This is a genomic window from Ruegeria sp. CJ2, assembly GCF_056536745.1.
The window spans coordinates 175,217-192,527 of record NZ_JBQFQF010000001.1 but is presented as its reverse complement, the minus strand read 5'-3'; the positions used below and the strand labels follow the sequence as shown (position 1 = coordinate 192,527).

General features: G+C 58.3%; 21 protein-coding genes. 10 read left to right on the top strand and 11 right to left on the bottom strand.

What is annotated here, in order from left to right:
• The 3 genes from zwf to ACR0MS_RS00940 all read right to left on the bottom strand — a co-directional run bounded on the left by zwf (position 1) and on the right by ACR0MS_RS00940 (position 5,117).
• Positions 1-1,446, bottom strand: a complete 1,446-nt coding sequence (gene zwf / locus ACR0MS_RS00950; protein WP_480567971.1) for a glucose-6-phosphate dehydrogenase — start codon at positions 1,444-1,446, stop codon at positions 1-3.
• 141 nt (positions 1,447-1,587) lie between these two features.
• Positions 1,588-3,831 (bottom strand): phosphoenolpyruvate--protein phosphotransferase, encoded by a 2,244-nt coding sequence (ptsP, locus tag ACR0MS_RS00945; protein ID WP_480567969.1) that lies wholly within the window; start codon positions 3,829-3,831, stop codon positions 1,588-1,590.
• 47 nt (positions 3,832-3,878) lie between these two features.
• On the bottom strand, positions 3,879-5,117 hold the full coding sequence (locus ACR0MS_RS00940) for an aspartate kinase (RefSeq protein WP_480567967.1): 1,239 nt from the start codon (positions 5,115-5,117) through the stop codon (positions 3,879-3,881).
• Between the two features lie 165 nt (positions 5,118-5,282).
• On the opposite strand from ACR0MS_RS00940, the gene ACR0MS_RS00935 reads away from it, so the two are divergent.
• Positions 5,283-5,636, top strand: coding sequence for a hypothetical protein (locus ACR0MS_RS00935; protein WP_480567965.1), 354 nt, complete (start codon positions 5,283-5,285; stop codon positions 5,634-5,636).
• Here ACR0MS_RS00935 and ACR0MS_RS00930 read toward each other — a convergent pair.
• The 5 genes from ACR0MS_RS00930 to ACR0MS_RS00910 form a co-directional block, all read right to left on the bottom strand.
• Positions 5,633-6,271 carry an SDR family NAD(P)-dependent oxidoreductase gene (locus tag ACR0MS_RS00930; RefSeq protein ID WP_480567963.1) on the bottom strand — a complete coding sequence of 213 codons (639 nt, stop codon included), beginning with the start codon at positions 6,269-6,271 and terminating at the stop codon, positions 5,633-5,635. The genes ACR0MS_RS00935 and ACR0MS_RS00930 overlap by 4 nt on opposite strands.
• Positions 6,272-6,273: 2 nt before the next feature.
• On the bottom strand, positions 6,274-6,729 hold the full coding sequence (locus ACR0MS_RS00925; protein WP_480567961.1) for a DUF1178 family protein: 456 nt from the start codon (positions 6,727-6,729) through the stop codon (positions 6,274-6,276).
• A 71-nt stretch (positions 6,730-6,800) separates the two neighbouring features.
• Positions 6,801-7,265, bottom strand: coding sequence for an NUDIX hydrolase (locus ACR0MS_RS00920; RefSeq protein WP_480567959.1), 465 nt, complete (start codon positions 7,263-7,265; stop codon positions 6,801-6,803).
• A gap of 121 nt (positions 7,266-7,386) precedes the next feature.
• The gene (locus ACR0MS_RS00915; RefSeq protein ID WP_480567957.1) at positions 7,387-8,130 is read right to left on the bottom strand and encodes an EcsC family protein; all 744 of its coding nucleotides are present in this window, start codon (positions 8,128-8,130) and stop codon (positions 7,387-7,389) included.
• A gap of 53 nt (positions 8,131-8,183) precedes the next feature.
• A complete protein-coding gene (locus ACR0MS_RS00910; protein WP_480567955.1) occupies positions 8,184-8,678 on the bottom strand; it encodes a GNAT family N-acetyltransferase in 495 nt (164 codons plus the stop codon).
• Between the two features lie 72 nt (positions 8,679-8,750).
• Between ACR0MS_RS00910 and ACR0MS_RS00905 the strand changes: the two genes are divergently transcribed.
• The gene (locus ACR0MS_RS00905) at positions 8,751-9,356 is read left to right on the top strand and encodes a flavin reductase family protein (protein ID WP_480567953.1); all 606 of its coding nucleotides are present in this window, start codon (positions 8,751-8,753) and stop codon (positions 9,354-9,356) included.
• Between the two features lie 139 nt (positions 9,357-9,495).
• Here ACR0MS_RS00905 and ACR0MS_RS00900 read toward each other — a convergent pair whose 3' ends face one another.
• Complete coding sequence (locus ACR0MS_RS00900) at positions 9,496-11,130, bottom strand: SulP family inorganic anion transporter (RefSeq protein WP_480567951.1); 1,635 nt, start codon at positions 11,128-11,130, stop codon at positions 9,496-9,498.
• 167 nt (positions 11,131-11,297) lie between these two features.
• Here ACR0MS_RS00900 and ACR0MS_RS00895 point away from each other — a divergent pair, with 167 nt between their 5' ends.
• Both ACR0MS_RS00895 and ACR0MS_RS00890 read left to right on the top strand, forming a co-directional pair.
• On the top strand, positions 11,298-11,858 hold the full coding sequence (locus ACR0MS_RS00895) for a hypothetical protein (RefSeq protein ID WP_480567949.1): 561 nt from the start codon (positions 11,298-11,300) through the stop codon (positions 11,856-11,858).
• Between the two features lie 72 nt (positions 11,859-11,930).
• Positions 11,931-12,803: an S-methyl-5'-thioadenosine phosphorylase gene (locus ACR0MS_RS00890; RefSeq protein ID WP_480567947.1), complete on the top strand. Its 873-nt coding sequence runs from the start codon at positions 11,931-11,933 to the stop codon at positions 12,801-12,803.
• 3 nt (positions 12,804-12,806) lie between these two features.
• On the opposite strand, the gene ACR0MS_RS00885 is transcribed toward ACR0MS_RS00890, so the two are convergent.
• A complete protein-coding gene (locus tag ACR0MS_RS00885; RefSeq protein WP_480567945.1) occupies positions 12,807-13,664 on the bottom strand; it encodes an alpha/beta hydrolase in 858 nt (285 codons plus the stop codon).
• A gap of 238 nt (positions 13,665-13,902) precedes the next feature.
• Between ACR0MS_RS00885 and ACR0MS_RS00880 the strand changes: the two genes are divergently transcribed.
• From ACR0MS_RS00880 to ACR0MS_RS00870, 3 genes are read left to right on the top strand one after another with little or no spacing between them, the layout of a single operon-like run.
• On the top strand, positions 13,903-14,421 hold the full coding sequence (locus tag ACR0MS_RS00880) for a heparan-alpha-glucosaminide N-acetyltransferase domain-containing protein (RefSeq protein WP_480567943.1): 519 nt from the start codon (positions 13,903-13,905) through the stop codon (positions 14,419-14,421).
• Entirely contained in the window at positions 14,403-14,918 is a 516-nt protein-coding gene (locus ACR0MS_RS00875) for a DUF418 domain-containing protein (RefSeq protein ID WP_480567941.1), read from the top strand. The genes ACR0MS_RS00880 and ACR0MS_RS00875 overlap by 19 nt, the downstream gene beginning before the upstream one ends.
• 52 nt (positions 14,919-14,970) lie before the next feature.
• Positions 14,971-15,600 carry a LysE family translocator gene (locus tag ACR0MS_RS00870; RefSeq protein ID WP_480567939.1) on the top strand — a complete coding sequence of 210 codons (630 nt, stop codon included), beginning with the start codon at positions 14,971-14,973 and terminating at the stop codon, positions 15,598-15,600.
• Positions 15,601-15,604: 4 nt separating this feature from the next.
• On the opposite strand, the gene ACR0MS_RS00865 is transcribed toward ACR0MS_RS00870, so the two are convergent.
• Complete coding sequence (locus tag ACR0MS_RS00865; protein ID WP_219635839.1) at positions 15,605-15,778, bottom strand: hypothetical protein; 174 nt, start codon at positions 15,776-15,778, stop codon at positions 15,605-15,607.
• Between the two features lie 106 nt (positions 15,779-15,884).
• Between ACR0MS_RS00865 and ACR0MS_RS00860 the strand changes: the two genes are divergently transcribed.
• The 3 genes from ACR0MS_RS00860 (at position 15,885) to ACR0MS_RS00850 (ending at position 17,291) form a co-directional block, all read left to right on the top strand.
• A complete protein-coding gene (locus ACR0MS_RS00860; RefSeq protein WP_480567937.1) occupies positions 15,885-16,019 on the top strand; it encodes a hypothetical protein in 135 nt (44 codons plus the stop codon).
• Positions 16,020-16,099: 80 nt separating this feature from the next.
• Entirely contained in the window at positions 16,100-16,639 is a 540-nt protein-coding gene (locus ACR0MS_RS00855; protein ID WP_480567935.1) for an adenine phosphoribosyltransferase, read from the top strand.
• A gap of 169 nt (positions 16,640-16,808) precedes the next feature.
• Positions 16,809-17,291, top strand: coding sequence for a fasciclin domain-containing protein (locus tag ACR0MS_RS00850; RefSeq protein WP_480567933.1), 483 nt, complete (start codon positions 16,809-16,811; stop codon positions 17,289-17,291).
• The last annotated feature ends 20 nt before the right edge of the window (positions 17,292-17,311 follow it).

Genomic DNA, 17,311 nt, shown 5'->3' with positions numbered 1-17,311 from the left:
TTACCCTCCGATCTGACGCCAGCGGCGTCCATCGCGATGCATCAGCATCAATGCTTCTTCGGGCCCGGAACTGCCCTGATCATATTTGGACGGACGGTCGCCCCGATCTTCCCACCCCTGAATGATGGGATCGACCCAAGCCCATGCAGCCTCGGCCTCATCCCCTCGCATGAACAGGGTTTGATCCCCACGGATCACGTCCATCACCAGCCGCTCATACGCGTCCTGAGCACGTGCGTCTGTGCCCAACGCCTCGGCAAAGCTCATATCCAGCGATACATCCGACAGACGGAACCCACCGGGACCGGGGTCTTTGATGGTGGTACGCAATGTGATGCCTTCGTCCGGTTGCAACCGGATAACCAGCACGTTGCCACGCAAAGGGCCGACATTTGGAAAGATCGTATGCGGCGGATCGCGGAAGAACACAGCGATTTCGGACTCGCGCGCGCGCAGACGCTTTCCGGTCCGCAGATAGAATGGCACGCCGGCCCAGCGCCAGTTACCTAGATGCACTTTCAGCGCGATATAGCTTTCGGTCCGGCTGGCCGGGTTGCCGACGTGATCCAGATAGCCGTCCCCCCCCTTGTCAGTGCGGTATTGGCCGCGCGCGATATCCGAGGGGTCCACGGGTTCCAACGCCTCGATAACCTTGACCTTTTCGTCTCGTACCGCGTTGGGCGAAAACTTGGACGGTGGCTCCATCGCGGTCAGGCACAACAACTGAACCAGGTGGTTCTGAACCATATCGCGCATTGCACCGGACTGATCGTAATATGCCCCTCGCCCCTCAACGCCGACGGTTTCTGCAACCGTGATCTGCACGTGGTCAACATGGGTTGAATTCCAGAGCGGCTCGAACAGGGAATTGGCAAAACGCAGGGCCATAAGGTTCTGGACGGTTTCCTTGCCCAGATAGTGGTCAATGCGATAAATCTGATGTTCTTCGAAACAGGCGCGCAGCCCTTCGTTCAGGGCCTTGGCGGAGGCCAGATCATGTCCGAACGGTTTTTCAACCACAATTCGGCTGTCCGGTGTTGCCAGCCCGTTGTCATTCAAACGCTGCGCAATACCGGAAAACAGGCTGGGACCCACAGACAGATAGAATGCGCGCACCACGTCGGCGCGCAATGTGTCGGCAAGGTCCGTCCAACCTGAATCACCCAGCGCATCGACGGGGACGTAGTCGACCCGGCCAAGGAACCGATCCAATACGTCCGCTTTAAACTCGGGCGCATAATTCTTCATCGACGCGCGAATCTGTTCTCGGAATGCTTCACTGTCAATGTCCGACCGGGCCGTGCCGATGATGCGGGCGTCTTCGGGCATTTGGCCCACTTCAAACCGGTGATACAGACCCGGCAAAATCTTGCGCTGCGCCAGATCGCCCGTTGCACCGAACAACACCAGGTCGAACGGATTTACCGGAATTACGCGTGAAACCATCTGCGGGCTCCTTCAGTTGTCACTGGCATATCGGTTTTATCACACCAGCAATGTTATCGCTAACATTCAACGCGGGAGTATAAAAAACCATACTAAAAATCAACACTGGATTTGAAATAAATTTCAAAATCGACGACTCGATCACCCTTGATTTCGCAGCCATTCCATCACAGCCGGACGAACAGATTGCTCACCCCGATGACGTGCATCTGCGATGATCTTCCGCAGCGATTGCAAGTCCGCGCGCAGCAGCACGCTTTTTACAGGCCCAATCGAGGCTGGGCGCATCGACAGCGAGCGGATGCCCATAGCCGCCAGACACAGCGCCTCTACCGGGCGGCCCGCATCCTCGCCGCAAAAACTCAGCGGGGTATTCGATATGTTGCAGCGTTCAACAATACGTTCGATGAAACTGAGGAAACTGACGTTCAGCGTGTCATACCTGCGGCGCACAAGTTCATTTTCTCGGTCCGCCGCGAAAAAGAACTGCTTCAAATCGTTGCCCCCGATCGAGACGAAATCCACCTCATCATAAAACTTTTGGGGGGCAAACCCCAAAGACGGGGTCTCGAGCATTGCACCAACTTCGATCTTTTCGGGCAGGACATGCCCCAGCCGCTTTTCGCGTTCGATGGTCTTGTTGACCTCCCAACGCGCTTCGCGGAATTCATCCGCCTGCGCCACAAAGGGGAACATCAACGTCAGGGGGCGCCCGTTCGCTGCGCGCATCAGGGCCTGCAACTGCATCCGCATCACACCCCGCTTGTCCAGACCCACCCGAATTGCGCGCCACCCCAATGCAGGATTGGGTTCTTCGACATGTTTCATATAGGGAAGAACCTTGTCCGAGCCGATGTCCAGCGTCCGGAACACCACGCGTTTTTCCCCTGCCGCGTCCAGAACGCGTTGATATTGCGTGACAAGCTCCGACCGTTTGGGCATCTGGTTTCGGATCAGGAATTGCAACTCGGTCCGGAACAGGCCCACGCCCTCGGCACCGGAATTCGCCAGCGACGGCAGGTCCGCCATGAGGCCGGCATTCATCACTAGATTTATGCGCTCACCATCCCGAGTGACCGTCGGGGTATCCCGGATCGAAGCATATCGTTCTTGTGCCTTTGCCTGCATCGCGATCTTGTCACGAAATGCGCTGACGACCGTGTCTTCGGGCCGCAGATGAACGGTGCCCTGATCCCCGTCCACAAGAATATGATCGCCGTTCAGCGCCTCGGTCGTGATCCGTCCGACATGCACCACCAAGGGAATAGCCAGCGCGCGGGCAACAATCGTCGCGTGGCTGCCGACTGATCCTTCCTCCAGCACGATCCCCTTCAGAGACCGGCCATATTCCAACAGATCGCCGGGGCCAATGTTACGGGCAATCAAGATCGGGTCAGGCGGCAGGTCCGACCCATTCGTATTGCCCTGCCCGGTCAGAATTCGCAGCAAGCGGTTGCTGAGGTCGTCCAGATCGGCGAGCCTTTCGCGCAGATAAGGATCGGTCACCTGACCCATCCGTGCCCGCGCCTGTGACTGTTCCTTTTCAACCGCAGCTTCGGCGCTCAGACCGCGCGCGATGTCCTCTTCCATCCGGCGCATCCAGCCCTTGGAGTTCGCAAACATCCGGTAGGCTTCCAGCACCTGTAGTTGTTCGGTGTCGCCGTCCTTGGAAATCTCAAGCATCTTGTCGACGCCCACGCGCAGTTCCTCGACCGCTTCGGACAGACGTTCCCGCTCGCGGTGCGGGTCTTCGGCGATGGGGTTGGTGACGACCACGCGCGGCTCGTGCAGCCAGACGTGCCCTTCGGCGGACCCTTCCTGCGCCGGACCACCAGTCAACTGCACAGATTGTTGGTGGCGGGGTGACAGGGCGGCGCCTTCACCCACGAACGCGCCCAGCTCGGTCATTTCGGCAAGCACCATGGCGACCACTTCCAGCGCATAAACCTCGTCAGCCGAGTATTCACGCGCATCGCGGGATTGCACCACCAGAACGCCAAGCTTTTCGCCCAGGCGCTGGATCGGCACACCAAGGAAGGACGAAAACCGCTCTTCGCCCGTTTCAGGCATATAGCGGAAGCCCTTGGCCGAAGGCGCGTCGGGGGTGTTTACGATCTTGCCATATTTCGCGACACGACCCACAAGCCCCTCGCCCATGCGCATCCGGGTTTTGTGAACCGCCTCGGGAGACAGACCTTCGGTCGCGCAGAGTTCAAGTGTGTCTTCGTCTCGGAACAGGTAGATTGAGCACACCTCGGCCTGAATGCTGTCGGCAATCAGGTGGGTGATCCGGTCAAGACGTTCCTGACCGGCGGCTTCGCTCGCCATCTCTTCGCGCAGCCGCCCCAGCAGCTTGCGGGATTCTGTTTCGGTGCCGTCCGCCATGGCCCACCCAGATTAGTGTGTCAGGCGAGACCCTTGGCAGAAAATGCTCAGGCCGCCTTGTCCAGTTCAAAGGCATCATGCAGTGCCTGAACCGCAAGTTCCATGTATTTCCTGTCCACAAGCACGGAAATTTTGATCTCAGAGGTTGTAATAACCCTAATATTGATCCCCTCATCCGAGAGTATCTTGAACATTTTTGCCGCCACACCGGATTGCGACCGCATTCCGATCCCCACGACCGAGACCTTGCAGACGTCTTCATCTGCGACCAATTCAGCATAGTTCAGCTCACCTGCATCCTTGATCGCCAGCAGCGCCTTTTCCGCGCGTGCGACCTGATCGGTCGGACACGAGAACGTCATGTCCGTGCGCCCCTCGTCCGAGATGTTCTGAACGATCATGTCCACATTCACGCCCTCATCGCTGAGCGCGGTAAAGATGGTCGAGGCGATACCGGGACGGTCCGCCACCGATACGACGGTCATTTTGGCTTCGTCACGGGAATAGGCAACACCGGCCACAACATTGGATTCCATGATATCCTCCTCATCGACGACCAGCGTACCGGCCTCGTCGGATTGTTCTTCGAAACTTGAAAGAACGCGCAGTTTCACCTTATAGCGCATCGCCAGCTCGACCGAGCGGGTTTGCAGCACCTTGGCCCCCAGAGAGGCCAGTTCGAGCATCTCCTCGAACGATATCCGGTCCAGCTTGCGCGCTTTTTCACAGATACGCGGGTCGGTGGTATAGACGCCGTCCACATCGGTATAAATATCGCAGCGCTCGGCCCCAAACGCCGCGGCAAAGGCTACAGCGGTTGTGTCCGACCCACCCCGGCCCAGAGTGGTGATACGCCCTTCGGGGCTGATCCCCTGGAACCCGGCGACGACGGCGACCTTCATACCTTCATCAAATTTTTGGGTCAGATTCTCGGTCGGGATTTCCTCGATCCGGGCCTGACTGTGGGCGCTGGTGGTCATCAGCGGCACCTGCCAGCCCTGCCAGCTGCGCGCGGGGATATCCATTTCCTGCAGCGTCAGGGCCATCAGACCGGCGGTCACGTTTTCACCCGAAGACACAACCGCATCGTATTCGCGCGCATCAAACAGCGGAGAGGTCTCGTTCACCCAGCCAACCAACTCGTTGGTTTTACCCGACATGGCCGACACGATGACAATCACATCGTACCCCTTGGCCACTTCAACGCCGATGCGTTTCGCCGCGCGGCGGATGCGGTCAAGGTTGGCGACCGACGTGCCGCCGAATTTCATCACGAGTACGGGCATGGGGGCTAGTGTCTCCGCGCCTTGGAATTCAGGTTTCGTGCGTCTTATGTCAGGGGGACCCCAAGGGCAAGTGTTCAAAACCGTTTAGGTCCTTGCGTTGGATCGCTTTACATCGGATCACGGGGGTGTCAGCCTGCCAGCATCAGATTTCTCAAGAGGTTCTCCATGCCACGTTTAATCCTCGCTTTAGCTGTCCTTTCAACGCCCGCTCTGGCACAGGAAACCACGCTGGCCGGAACGGACGGCAAGAACTCTTTGGGCACCATCCCTTGCGCGACCGTCGCGGGCGACACCCTGCGCAGCTGCAACGCCGAGCTTAGGCGCCGTGATGATGGCGGTGCAACGCTGGCCGTAGGCATGGGGAATGGCGAGGTGCGCAACATCTATTTCACGGATGGTATCCCGGATTCGACCAATTCGACCGCCAAGCTCAGCTATGAAACGCGGGGCGATGTCATGGTCATTTTTGTTGAGCCGGGCGAAGTCTACGAGCTCCCCAAAGCCGCTTTGAGCAATTAGTAAGCGTGAGGCTGGCCGTCATGGGTCTCAAAACACCCCGAACTATCCAGAGACAGGGCTGCGAAACGGTCAACCAGACCATCCGCGGCCTCATCCACCGAGATAGCAGCCGCAGCACCGCCCATATCTGTCTGCACCCAACCCGGATGGTAGATCCCCACGGCGATCCCGTCGCCACGCAGGTCCGTGGCCAGGTTACGCCCCAGATTAAGCGCCGCTGCTTTTGACGCACGGTAGATGTAGCTATCGCCCGGCGCGCGCGTATGCGACGCCATTTGTGACGAAAGGATCGCGATTTTGCCCTGCGATGCGCGAAGATTGGGCAGCAGGGACTGAACAGTCAGGAAAACACCGGTCACATTGGCCGCAAAAGTCTGAGCCCACATCTCGGCGGGATAGCCATTAATGCCTTCCGTTTTGTCCAGATACACACCGGCATTGCAGATCAAAAGATCAACAGGCTGATCGCGCAATTGCGCAGTCATATCTGCATGGTGGCCGGTGTCGGTCACATCCAGCACGACCTCGGCGCTGCCATCCCGAGCCGTTCCTGTCACGTCATGGCCCTGCGCCCGATACCGGTCGGCAAGCGTTTTTCCGATCCCGCGATTGGCTCCGGTAATTACGATATGCATGATCAGTTCGTCTTACGGCTGGGCACGAAAGGAAGCGGCGCGACGGGCACCCCATCTTCGATCAGGGCTTTGGCCTCTTCCGGTTTTGCCTCGCCATAGATCGACCGCTCTGGTGCGTCCCCCAGATGCATTTTCCGGGCTTCGCTTGCAAAGTCCTTGCCGACATAGTCGGAGTTTTCTTCAACCTTGCGCCGCAACTCGCTCAATACCTGCTCAACATCCGGGGTTGGGCTGGCCATACTCACGGCTTCTTCTGATTGGACCGCCGTTTCGGACCGCGCCTCAACACTGCGGGCAGAACGGACGCGTGGGGTCATGATCGCCTTCTCAACCTGCGCATCACCGCACACAGCGCAGGTCACCATACCAACAGCAGCCAGCTTGTCGTAAGCCGAGGCCGACTGAAACCAGCTATCAAAGCTGTGCCCCTTGCTGCATTTCAAAGCGTATTGAATCATGGTCCGTCCAGAGTTCGATTGCCAAATAGATACTGACCCGCAAACCAATAGCAAGGCCCGTTGAACGCCGATCAGTGCGCAAACAGCGCAACCTTGCGTAACAACTCGGCGAGATCAAGAGATTGAACCCGAACAGCCGCCTTTTGCGGTAAAAGCCACGCGCGCTGACGTTCATGACATTCTGGATAGAGCAACTTCGTCGTACGGACCGAAAGTGGAAATACGTCTACCACGCATAACACCGGCCCTTTCTTGGGTCGGTTTTTGTGGTACGAAAATTGTCCGATCGCGTCGGGCGCACAATCCCCAATTACCCCCGCCTCTTCCCACGCTTCCTGACAGGCCGTGGCGGACGGTGACAACCCATCCATCAATCCACCCTTGGGTATGATCCATCGGCCTGACTTGCGCGTTGTCACAAGCAGGACTTCGGGGCCATTTTCCTGAATGCGATAGCACAAGGCAGCCGATTGCCTTTTAACCGGGACACGCCCGGTAAATTGCAGATTTTGCCTCCAAAGCCTGTGCTCGATCACGCTTTGCCGCCCGTCATCTGACCCCGTTTCCGCAAGCCCCTTTGCGTTTTGACGCTTATTTAGTAGGGCTTGGTGCGAACGCTACCACATGAAGCGTTTCATTCCAAGGACTTAGGAACATTTACATGCGGGCTGCCAGCCTGCGGATCAGATCATCATGCGGAATATCGGCATCCAGCGCCAACCGCCGCAAGCCAAAATGCACGCGCGCGATCTGTTGGTAATACCGGGTGTAGACAAAATTTGTCCCTCCGCCCGCAATCGCCCCCAGAACAGGGACAGACTGCGCGGCCAGCTTCTGCCCCAAGACAACGGACAGTTTCGGTGCAACGGCAGCGATCAACCGCTGCATCGCAGGCCCCGTCAGGGTCAGCCGCACCGAGAAAAACCCAAGATCCGCGCCATCGTCAAAGGATAACGGACCAGCAGCAGACAATACGCGGACACAGTCAAATTTCACTCCGTCCTCAGAAGGGTTGAACCCCTCTTGCGCGGCGGCCCCCTGAATGGCACGCAACAACATGGTGGTCGTCGCAGGCAACTCCATCAACGCGGTTGAGACGCCGCCAATTCCTCCGGCCGCACCCATCACCGTTGTCAGGGCCGTATTGACCCAGGGCCGCTGATCCGGCACGGCCCGGCGAGAGCTTTCTGCCGCATGCATGGCCATCCAAAGCGCCTGCTCGGTTGCCCCCGTCAAACCTTGCCTGACGGAATCCGGCAATTGCTCCAACAAGGATTCAGCCGAACCTCCGAGGCTGTTCAGCAACTTGATACCTGGCCCTCCGGCAGACCGATAGTGGCTGGCCAAGCGGTCAAGTTCAGCTTCGGCATCCAGTTTTTCGACAAGAACCACGTCCTGCATACGTTTCCTCCTGCCCTAAAAACATTGGAATTTACCTTTGCAAATTCAATAGCTCACCGCGTCCAACGTGTAACTGGACCGGTCACACCACGCCAAACACCCGGCTCCAATTCCGCGCCCAAAACGCGGTCAGGGTTGGTAGGAGGCGGCATCTCCACCCCATTCAGGCGCGAGAAGCCGAAGCGCGCATAATAGGGGGCATCTCCGACCAACATTACCCGCTGCCAGCCCTTGTCGCGCCCGGCCTGCAACCCCTCGTGGATCAGGAAACCACCAAGCCCCTCACCCTGATGGGTTGGGTGAACTGCGACCGGCCCTAACAGCAACGCGTCGTGACTTCCCACATGCACGGGCCAAAACCGGATCGCTCCTGCCAGAATACCCTGCGCGTCACGTGCCACCAAAGACAGTCCCGACACCGGCGGGACATCATCGCGCAGGCGATAGGACGACAGCGCCTCGCGGCCGGGCGCAAAACACAGGTCATATAGTGCCTCGACCTCCCACCAATCGTCCGGCTCTTCCGGCCTGATCCCGAATTGCTGCACGCCTGCCCTCTTTTCCTTGCTGGAATTTGGCCTAACACTTCGTTACGCCTTGGGCAAATGCTTGGAGACCATATGTTCTATCGCCCCGAAGACGGCCACGGCCTGCCTCACAACCCCTTCAATGCAATCATCACCCCCCGCCCCATCGGGTGGATTTCTTCACGGGATGTCGACGGGATAAACAACCTTGCTCCCTATTCGTTCTTTAACGGAGTCGCCTACACGCCCCCGCAGGTGATGTTCGCAACAACGGGTACAAAACAGGATCAGGATGGTGGAAAAGACAGCGTCGCGAATATCGAGGCGACGGGGTTCTTCTGCGTCAATGTAGTTGCCCATGCACACAAAGACGCAATGAACGCCAGTTCAGCCGGGCTCGCGAAACACGTTGACGAATTCGAGCACGCAGGACTTACACCGATAGAGTGCGAAACGATCCCCTGCGCCCGTGTTGCGGACGCGCCTGCGGCACTGGAATGCAAGCTCACCCAAATCGTGCAACTCCCCGGCGAAGCTAATCGCGTTGTGTTCGGAGAAGTTACCGGCATCCACCTGCGCGACGATTGTCTGAAAGACGGACTGTTTGATGTCACGACTTTCCAACCTCTGGCCCGGCTAGGATATCGGGACTATTCGGTGGTCACCGACCTATTCTCGTTGAATCGACCGGATGACTAAGCGCGCACAGAGGGGGCTCTGCCCCCGCCGCCCGTGCAGGGCGACTCCCCCGGGATATTTTTAGCCAGATGAAGCGGGGGATCCGTTCTTCATCTGGCCCCAAATATCCCGGAGCGCGAGGCAGAGCCTCGCAAAAAACTCAGTGGCCGCCCAGAATCCCCGTACGAACCGAATAGTCCACCGCGATTTCGTAATCCGGGTCATCGTCGCTATCGACCATCAGGTGGCCCGCTTTGTTCAGCAATTTGTGACAGTCGCGGCTGAGGTGGCGCAGCATAACGCGCTTGCCCGCCGCCTCGTATTTGGCTGCGATGTTTTCAATCGCCTGCAATGCAGACTGGTCAACGACCCGGCTTTCGGCAAAATCCACGATTACTGTTTCGGGATCATTTGGCACGTCAAACAATTCGACAAAGCCCTCGGACGACCCAAAGAAAAGCGGGCCTTGAATCTCATAGACCTTCGCGCCTTTTTCAGTTGCGGATTCCCGGGTGATGGCATGAATACGCTTCGCATTGTTCCACGCGTAAGCCAAAGCCGAAACAATGACACCAACGACCACGGCCACTGCCAGGTCCTCCATAACCGTCACAACGGTGACCAGGACGATGACGAATGCGTCCATCAAGGGCACCTTGCGCATGATATTGAACGAGTTCCACGCGAAGGTACCGATCACAACCATGAACATCACACCGACCAGCGCGGCAAGCGGGATCTGCTCAATCAGGGGTGAGGCGAACAGGATGAAGACCAATAGGAACAAAGCCGCAGCGATACCGGCAATGCGCGTGCGACCGCCGGATTTCACGTTGATCATCGACTGACCAATCATCGCGCAGCCGCCCATGCCGCCAAAAAAACCGGTGGCGACGTTCGCGACGCCCTGAGCGATACACTCCTGCGATGCGCCCCCGCGTTTTCCGGTTATTTCACCGACAAGGTTCAGGGTCAGCAGAGATTCGATCAGACCAATAGCCGCCAGAATGACAGCATAGGGCAGAATGATTTCAAATGTTTCCCAGTTCAGCGGAACCATCGGGATATGGAAGGGCGGCAGACCACCTTCGATCGAGGCAAGATCGCCTACGCGCGGAACATTCAGACCAAAACCGATCACCAGCGCGGCCACCACAACGATCCCCGCCAAAGGCGCGGGAACGACGCGGGTAATGCGTGGCATGATCCAGATCACCGCCATGGTCAGCGCCACAAGCCCCAACATGGTATAGAGTTGCAGACCCGAGAGCCACTCTCCGCCACCAACGCCATGGCCGGTGTTTTCCATTGTACCGGGCACCTTGAACTGGCCCAACTGCGCCAGAAAGATGACGATTGCCAGACCATTCACAAAGCCCAGCATGACCGGGTGCGGGACCAGTCGAATAAACCGGCCCCAGTGCATTGCCCCGGCGATCACCTGAAGAATGCCCATCAGGACCACCGTCGCGAACAGGTATTCCACCCCATGCTCGGCCACCAGCGCCACCATCACCACGGCCAGAGCACCCGTCGCACCTGAAATCATACCGGGGCGACCACCGATCAGCGCCGTGATCAAGCCCACCATAAAGGCCGCGTAAAGCCCCACCAGCGGGTGCACACCGGCGACGAAGGCGAATGCCACCGCTTCGGGAACCAGCGCAAGCGCCACAGTCAGGCCCGACAACAGCTCGATCCGCAAGCGCGAGGCCGTCAGCCCCTCATCCGGCACCCAACGCAAATCGGGTTTGGCAATTCGGGAGGCAAAGCTTGCCAGCATAGCTCGGGGCATCGGATGGTCCTGTCGGTCTGATCTGTTCGCGCGAAAGGGGTCTTCTACCCGGCATTGCCCCCCAAAGCCACCGCGCCAGGCGGGAGGCTGATATGCGCCAGGCGCATATCAGGTATCTCGCAAAGTCGTGAATTGAACAGTTAGACCGCGGCACGCACCTATGCGGCATGCGATGGTTGATCCTTTTCCTACTGGCCCCGGTCACTGTGCTTGCACAAGATCTGCAGGGCAACGACACCGCCAGCAACTGGCGAGTGACGCATTACGAATCCCATGGCGTTTGGAATTCGATCTGCGATGAGCGCGAGGAATACGGTGCCCTGAAACAGCGCTGCTACATCCGACGGGCCGAGGTCTTTTCCTATCGACCCAAATTCGGGGCGCAGTACATTTTCATCACCCCGGCCCCCGACGGCGTGGAAATCGAGTTTGGTATTGAACCGGGTACGCTGTTTTCGCCTTCGGGCTTTCGCATTGATCGAGAGCAGGACGTCGCTTGGCGCACGCGCAGGCCGGGCTGCCTAACCGGGCTTGGCTGCACGTTCAAAGGGCCGCGCGCAGATGAGATCATTCAGGCGATGCTGGAGGGCGATGCATATCGTTTTGTTTTTCGCGACCGGCACGGGCAGGCGCAGGACCTGACCTGGCCACTGCAAGAATTCGATGCTGCTTGGCAGGATTTTCAACACCAGGCGCAAGCCCGTAACCTGTTGACGTCACAGCATTAGGCATTCCCCCTTGTCAATCAGGACGACACGGCCCACAAATCCAAATGCAGCCACCTCAACCGGAGAATTCACGTGACCCAAACCAAGATTGCAGTCATTGGCGGATCAGGCATCTACGACATCGACGGGTTGGAGAACGCCGAATGGGTCACTGTTGAGACCCCCTGGGGTGAGCCTTCGGATCAAATCCTGACCGGCACACTGGATGGCGTGGGTATGGCGTTTCTGCCCCGCCATGGACGTGGCCATGTTCATTCGCCAACCGATGTGCCCTATCGCGCCAATATCGACGCGCTGAAACGTCTGGGGGTGACGGACGTGATCTCGGTTTCTGCATGCGGGTCGTTCCGAGAACATATGGCACCGGGTGATTTTGTGATCGTCGATCAGTTCATTGACCGGACCTTTGCGCGCGACAAGAGCTTTTTTGGCACCGGATGCGTCGCCCATGTCAGTGTTGCCCACCCGACTTGCCCGCGCCTGTCGGATGCGTGTGAAACGGCGGGCAAAGCCGCCGGTATCAATATCCATCGCGGCGGTACTTATCTTGCCATGGAAGGGCCGCAATTCTCGACCCTGGCAGAATCCCGGATGTATCGCGAACAATGGGGCTGCGATGTGATCGGCATGACCAACATGCCCGAAGCCAAACTCGCGCGCGAGGCCGAGCTTTGCTATGCCTCTATCGCGATGGTCACCGACTATGACAGTTGGCACCCCGACCATGGTGAAGTCGACGTGACGTCAATTATCGCAACGCTGACAGGCAATGCCGAGAAAGGCCGCGCCTTGGTCAAGGGTCTGCCGAACCTGCTGGGGGCCCAGCGCGCACCCTGCCCGCACGGATGTGACCGGGCGCTCGAATACGCCATCCTGACTGCGCCTGACAAACGCGACCCGGCCTTACTTGCCAAGCTGGATGCGGTTGCCGGGCGCGTTCTCTGACCCTTATTGCGCCAGTGTTTGCTGAACTTCATCCCACAGCCCGTGGGACCACAGGTCGTTATGGGTGCCGTCCGGGATAACGTGAAGCTGCGCGGTGTCGCCTGCCATGTCAGCCAATGCCTGACCGTGATGAAACGGGACCGTTTCATCTTCGGTTCCGTGAAAGATTAGAGTGGGCACGGTAACGCGGTCGATTAAGTCTCGGGTCGCGAACTGATCTTTCATCAAAAGAGAAACCGGAAGGAACGGATACCGTTCTGCGGCCACGTCGACGGTGGCGGTATATGGTGCCTCCAGCACCAAGAGTTGCGCGGTTGGACGCTGCTCTGCCACGGCTGCGGCGACGCCCGTGCCAAGGCTTTGGCCATGCAGCACGATTTCCGCGCCTTCGCCCACCAATTTATCGTATATCTGGATCGCGTCCGCTATCAGCGCTGGTTCGGACGGCTCGCCCTCGCTGCCGGGATAGCCGCGATAGCTGGGGGCGAGCAAACCAAAGCCGCTATTGAGAATTTCGCGCATGCGATCCGCGCGGTCCCCCAGATTTCCGGTCTGGCCATGAAAAAACAGGACCGTCGGTGCGCCTTCTGTTGCCGCAGGCGCGCTCCACGCTGTCAGGACAGCGCCGTCTGCCATCGGGAGTGAGACCACATTAACATCGGCCAAACCCACTGCGCGGGGCTCTGGCAGGTCTCCGTCCGGCTTGAACAGCAGAGATTGCTGGTTGAGGTACATATACCCAACAATGCCAGCGTAAGCGGCCGCACCTAGGACGGCCGCCAAGATCAGAACGCTTTTGATTCTTGCGGACTTACCCTCGCGCTTGAACACAGGTGCGGTTTCAGTATGCGTATCTGTCATTGCTCTCCTCCCGGTTATGTGCCGGATGTTCTAAGTCTGGGGAACCTGGCGCGCGTTTCAAGGTTCCGGCGCGCAGCTTAATGCAATCTTTAGACTGTTGCCGATGCGCCAGACACCCCGCCAATTCGCCGTCAAACCATTGAAACCATGCGCTTGACCTCCCGATTTGTTTACTGACCACGGCCCCAGTTGCGCCACAAAGGTGCAGCAGGTAGGGGCAGTTGAAGCAAGGACAGATATGAAACGACTTGAGGCATTGGACGCCGCTCGCTTTCTGGCATTTTGCGGCATGGTTTTGGTGAATTTCCGTATCGCCGCGCAGGTTGCGCCCGGCAATGGCTGGGCAACCGCCTTTGTCGATGCGCTGGAAGGACGCGCGGCTGCGCTGTTCGTCATTCTGGCCGGGATCGGCGTGGGCCTGTCCAGCGTTCCGGCTTCGATCCTGCTGCGGCGCGCAGCGTTTCTGTTTGTGCTGGGCCTGATCAACATGACCGTGTTCGATGCCGATATCCTGCATTTCTACGCGCTGTATTTCGTGGTCGGCGCTGCGTTTCTAACCTCAACAACGCGCGGCCTCTGGGCAGGCGCGTTTGCTGTCGTCGGACTGGCAATCGTGGCCAACCTCGTCTTCGACTACGACCGCGGTTGGGACTGGGCCACGCTGACCTATCCAGACCTTTGGACCGTACCGGGTTTCCTGCGCAACGCAGCGTTCAACGGCTGGCACCCCGTTCTTCCATGGCCGCTTTCCTGTTGATCGGAATGGCAATTGGTCGGTCAAGGCTGAACACAATCTGCGTTCAACATCGTCTGATCATGTGGGGATTTGGCGCGACGGTACTGGCCGCGTTCCCTCAGATGCTAGTGTCTGACCCCGAACTGGCAGCCTATCTGGGGACCGAGTCGATTCCACCGGGCCCATTTTACATCCTCGCAGGAAGTGGCACGGCCTGCATGGTGATCGGGCTGATGCTGAAGCTCTGGCCATGGATTGACAGATCCGATCTCGCCCCTGCCCTGACCGCGCCCGGACGGATGAGCCTGACGCTCTATATGGCGCATATCCTGATTGGGATGGGCATTCTGGAGGAAACCGGGCTGTTGGACGGCTCGTTTTCCGCGCCGCAAATCGTAATTTATGCGCTTGGATTTTGCGCCGTGTCTTCGGGTTTTGCGGTGATGTGGCTGCGGAAACTAAAACGCGGCCCGCTTGAAGCACTGATGCGCCGAGTCACCGACCCTCGCAGGGCTTGACCTTCGCGCTTGGGCAAGGCTTGGTGTGACGACTGTCCCGAAAGGAACCTCCATGTCGCTAGAGCTATGGCTGGCGTTTGTCGCCGCATCAACGGCCCTGTTGCTGATCCCCGGCCCGACTGTTCTGCTGGTTCTCAGCTACGCCCTGTCCAAGGGCCGCAGCGTCGCCGTCGCATCAGCCACAGGTGTGGCGCTGGGGGATCTTGTGGCAATGACGGCCTCATTGCTTGGGCTGGGCGCACTGGTTCTGGCGTCAGCTACGTTGTTTTCTGTGCTGAAATGGGTTGGTGCGGCCTATCTTGTCTGGCTGGGCATCAAACTGCTGCGCAGCGCCCCATCCGGCGGACTGGAAACCGTGGAATCCGGAAAGGATGTCACAGCGCGCAGCGTGTTCGGTCATGCCGCCGCCGTCACCGCCCTGAACCCCAAATCCATCGCATTCTTTATTGCCTTCGTGCCGCAGTTTCTGCGCCCGTCCGAGCCTTTGGGACCTCAGTTTGCTATTCTGATCGCGACCTTTGTGGGCTTGGCCTGGCTGAATGCACTGGCCTATGCGCTGCTGGCCGATCGGTTGCGCGTTACGATCGGGCGCGCGGGCGTGATCACCGCACTCACACGTTTCGGCGGATTGACCCTGATCGGTATGGGTGTAGCAACTGCGGTCTTGCGCCGCCCGGCCTGACCCGTCAGTCGCTGGCATTTTCTTTCATGAAACCGCGAATGAACCGTCGGATTTCCCGTGCGGCCGACGTGTCCAATTCCTTGCACAACTCGACAAAAGCGTCGCGTTCATCCTTATCCAGACGCAAGACCAACTGACTGTTTTTCTTGGTAGAACCTTTGCCGTCTTTCTTTCCCACGCGCCTTACCCCCATCAAACCCTTGATTCTCTGAGCAATGCATTGTATATACATAGCATAGAGGATGTAGTTATCGAGCACCTAACAATAAAATAGGATTATGGCAATGAACCTTCACGCAGCTCAGGCATTTCTGTTGCGAGATCAGCGTAACTGGCGCAAACCTCACCTCTCGTGGCTGCCTGCCGCATTGTATCGTTATTACGGCTTGCCAAACTCGGTTTCGAAGCACCGCAAGTAAGGCGACGGCAATCTTTTCTTGCATGACCGATGCCAATGGGCGAAACAGCCCAGCGTGTTTTCACGCCAAAGGGGTTGGGCATGTCCAGAAACAAGTCGGTCAAGGATTACATCCGAACAATCGTTGATTTCCCGCATGAAGGGATCATGTTCCGGGATGTCACGACGTTGTTCGCTGACCCTCGCGGGTTCCGCATGGCCATTGACCAGATGCTGCACCCCTATGCAGGCGAACAGATCGACAAGGTTGTCGGGCTTGAGGCGCGCGGCTTCATTCTGGGTGGGGCAATCGCGCACCAACTCAGCGTAGGCTTTGTACCGATCCGCAAAAAGGGCAAGCTGCCGGGAACCACAATCAGCCAGGACTATAAGCTGGAATACGGCGAGGCGATTGTCGAAATCCACGATGATGCCATCCAGCCCGGCGAAAAGATCCTGGTTGTCGACGATCTTCTGGCAACCGGCGGAACCGCCGCGGCCGGTATCAAACTGATCGAGCGGTTGGGGGGCGAGATCGTGTCCTGCTCGTTCATCATCGACCTTCCCGAATTGGGTGGTCGCAAAGTGCTGGAAGAAATGGGCATGGATGTGCACGTTCTTTGCGAATTCGAAGGGCTTTGACGGCCTGTCGATCACAAAATCGTGAGTGGAAATTCCAGGTCCGGCTGGCTTAGCGCCTGCCTGCACAAGATCAACCCGACGCGATAGACATATTCAATGATCCTGTTTCGTGGATCCCCCGTACCCCCGTTGATGCCGCTGAAGGCATGCCAACAAGGGAAAGTCTATCATGTTTCGCAAACTCGCAATCGCCGGCGCAGCAAGCCTGTTCGTTTCTTCAACCGCGTTCGCGGATGGCCACTCGAAAGACATTGTCGACACCGCAGTCGGGGCCGGCAGCTTTGAAACACTGGTCGCGGCGGTACAGGCGGCTGAACTCGTGGATACGCTGAAGGGCGAAGGTCCGTTCACAGTATTTGCCCCAACAGACGAAGCTTTCGCAGCTCTGCCCGAGGGCACGGTCGAAACCCTGCTCAAACCCGAGAACAAAGACCAGTTGGTTGCCATCCTCACCTACCACGTGGTTCCCGGCAAAGTCATGTCAGGGGATCTGTCGGACGACATGAAGGCCGCCACCGTACAGGGCGGAGAGGTGACGATCGACCTGGACAACGGCGTGATGATCAATGACGCGTCGGTCGTTCAGGCGGATATCGAAACGTCGAACGGCGTGATCCATGTGATCGACAAGGTCATTCTGCCCGACTCGTAATTACCATTTAGCGGTCCGGG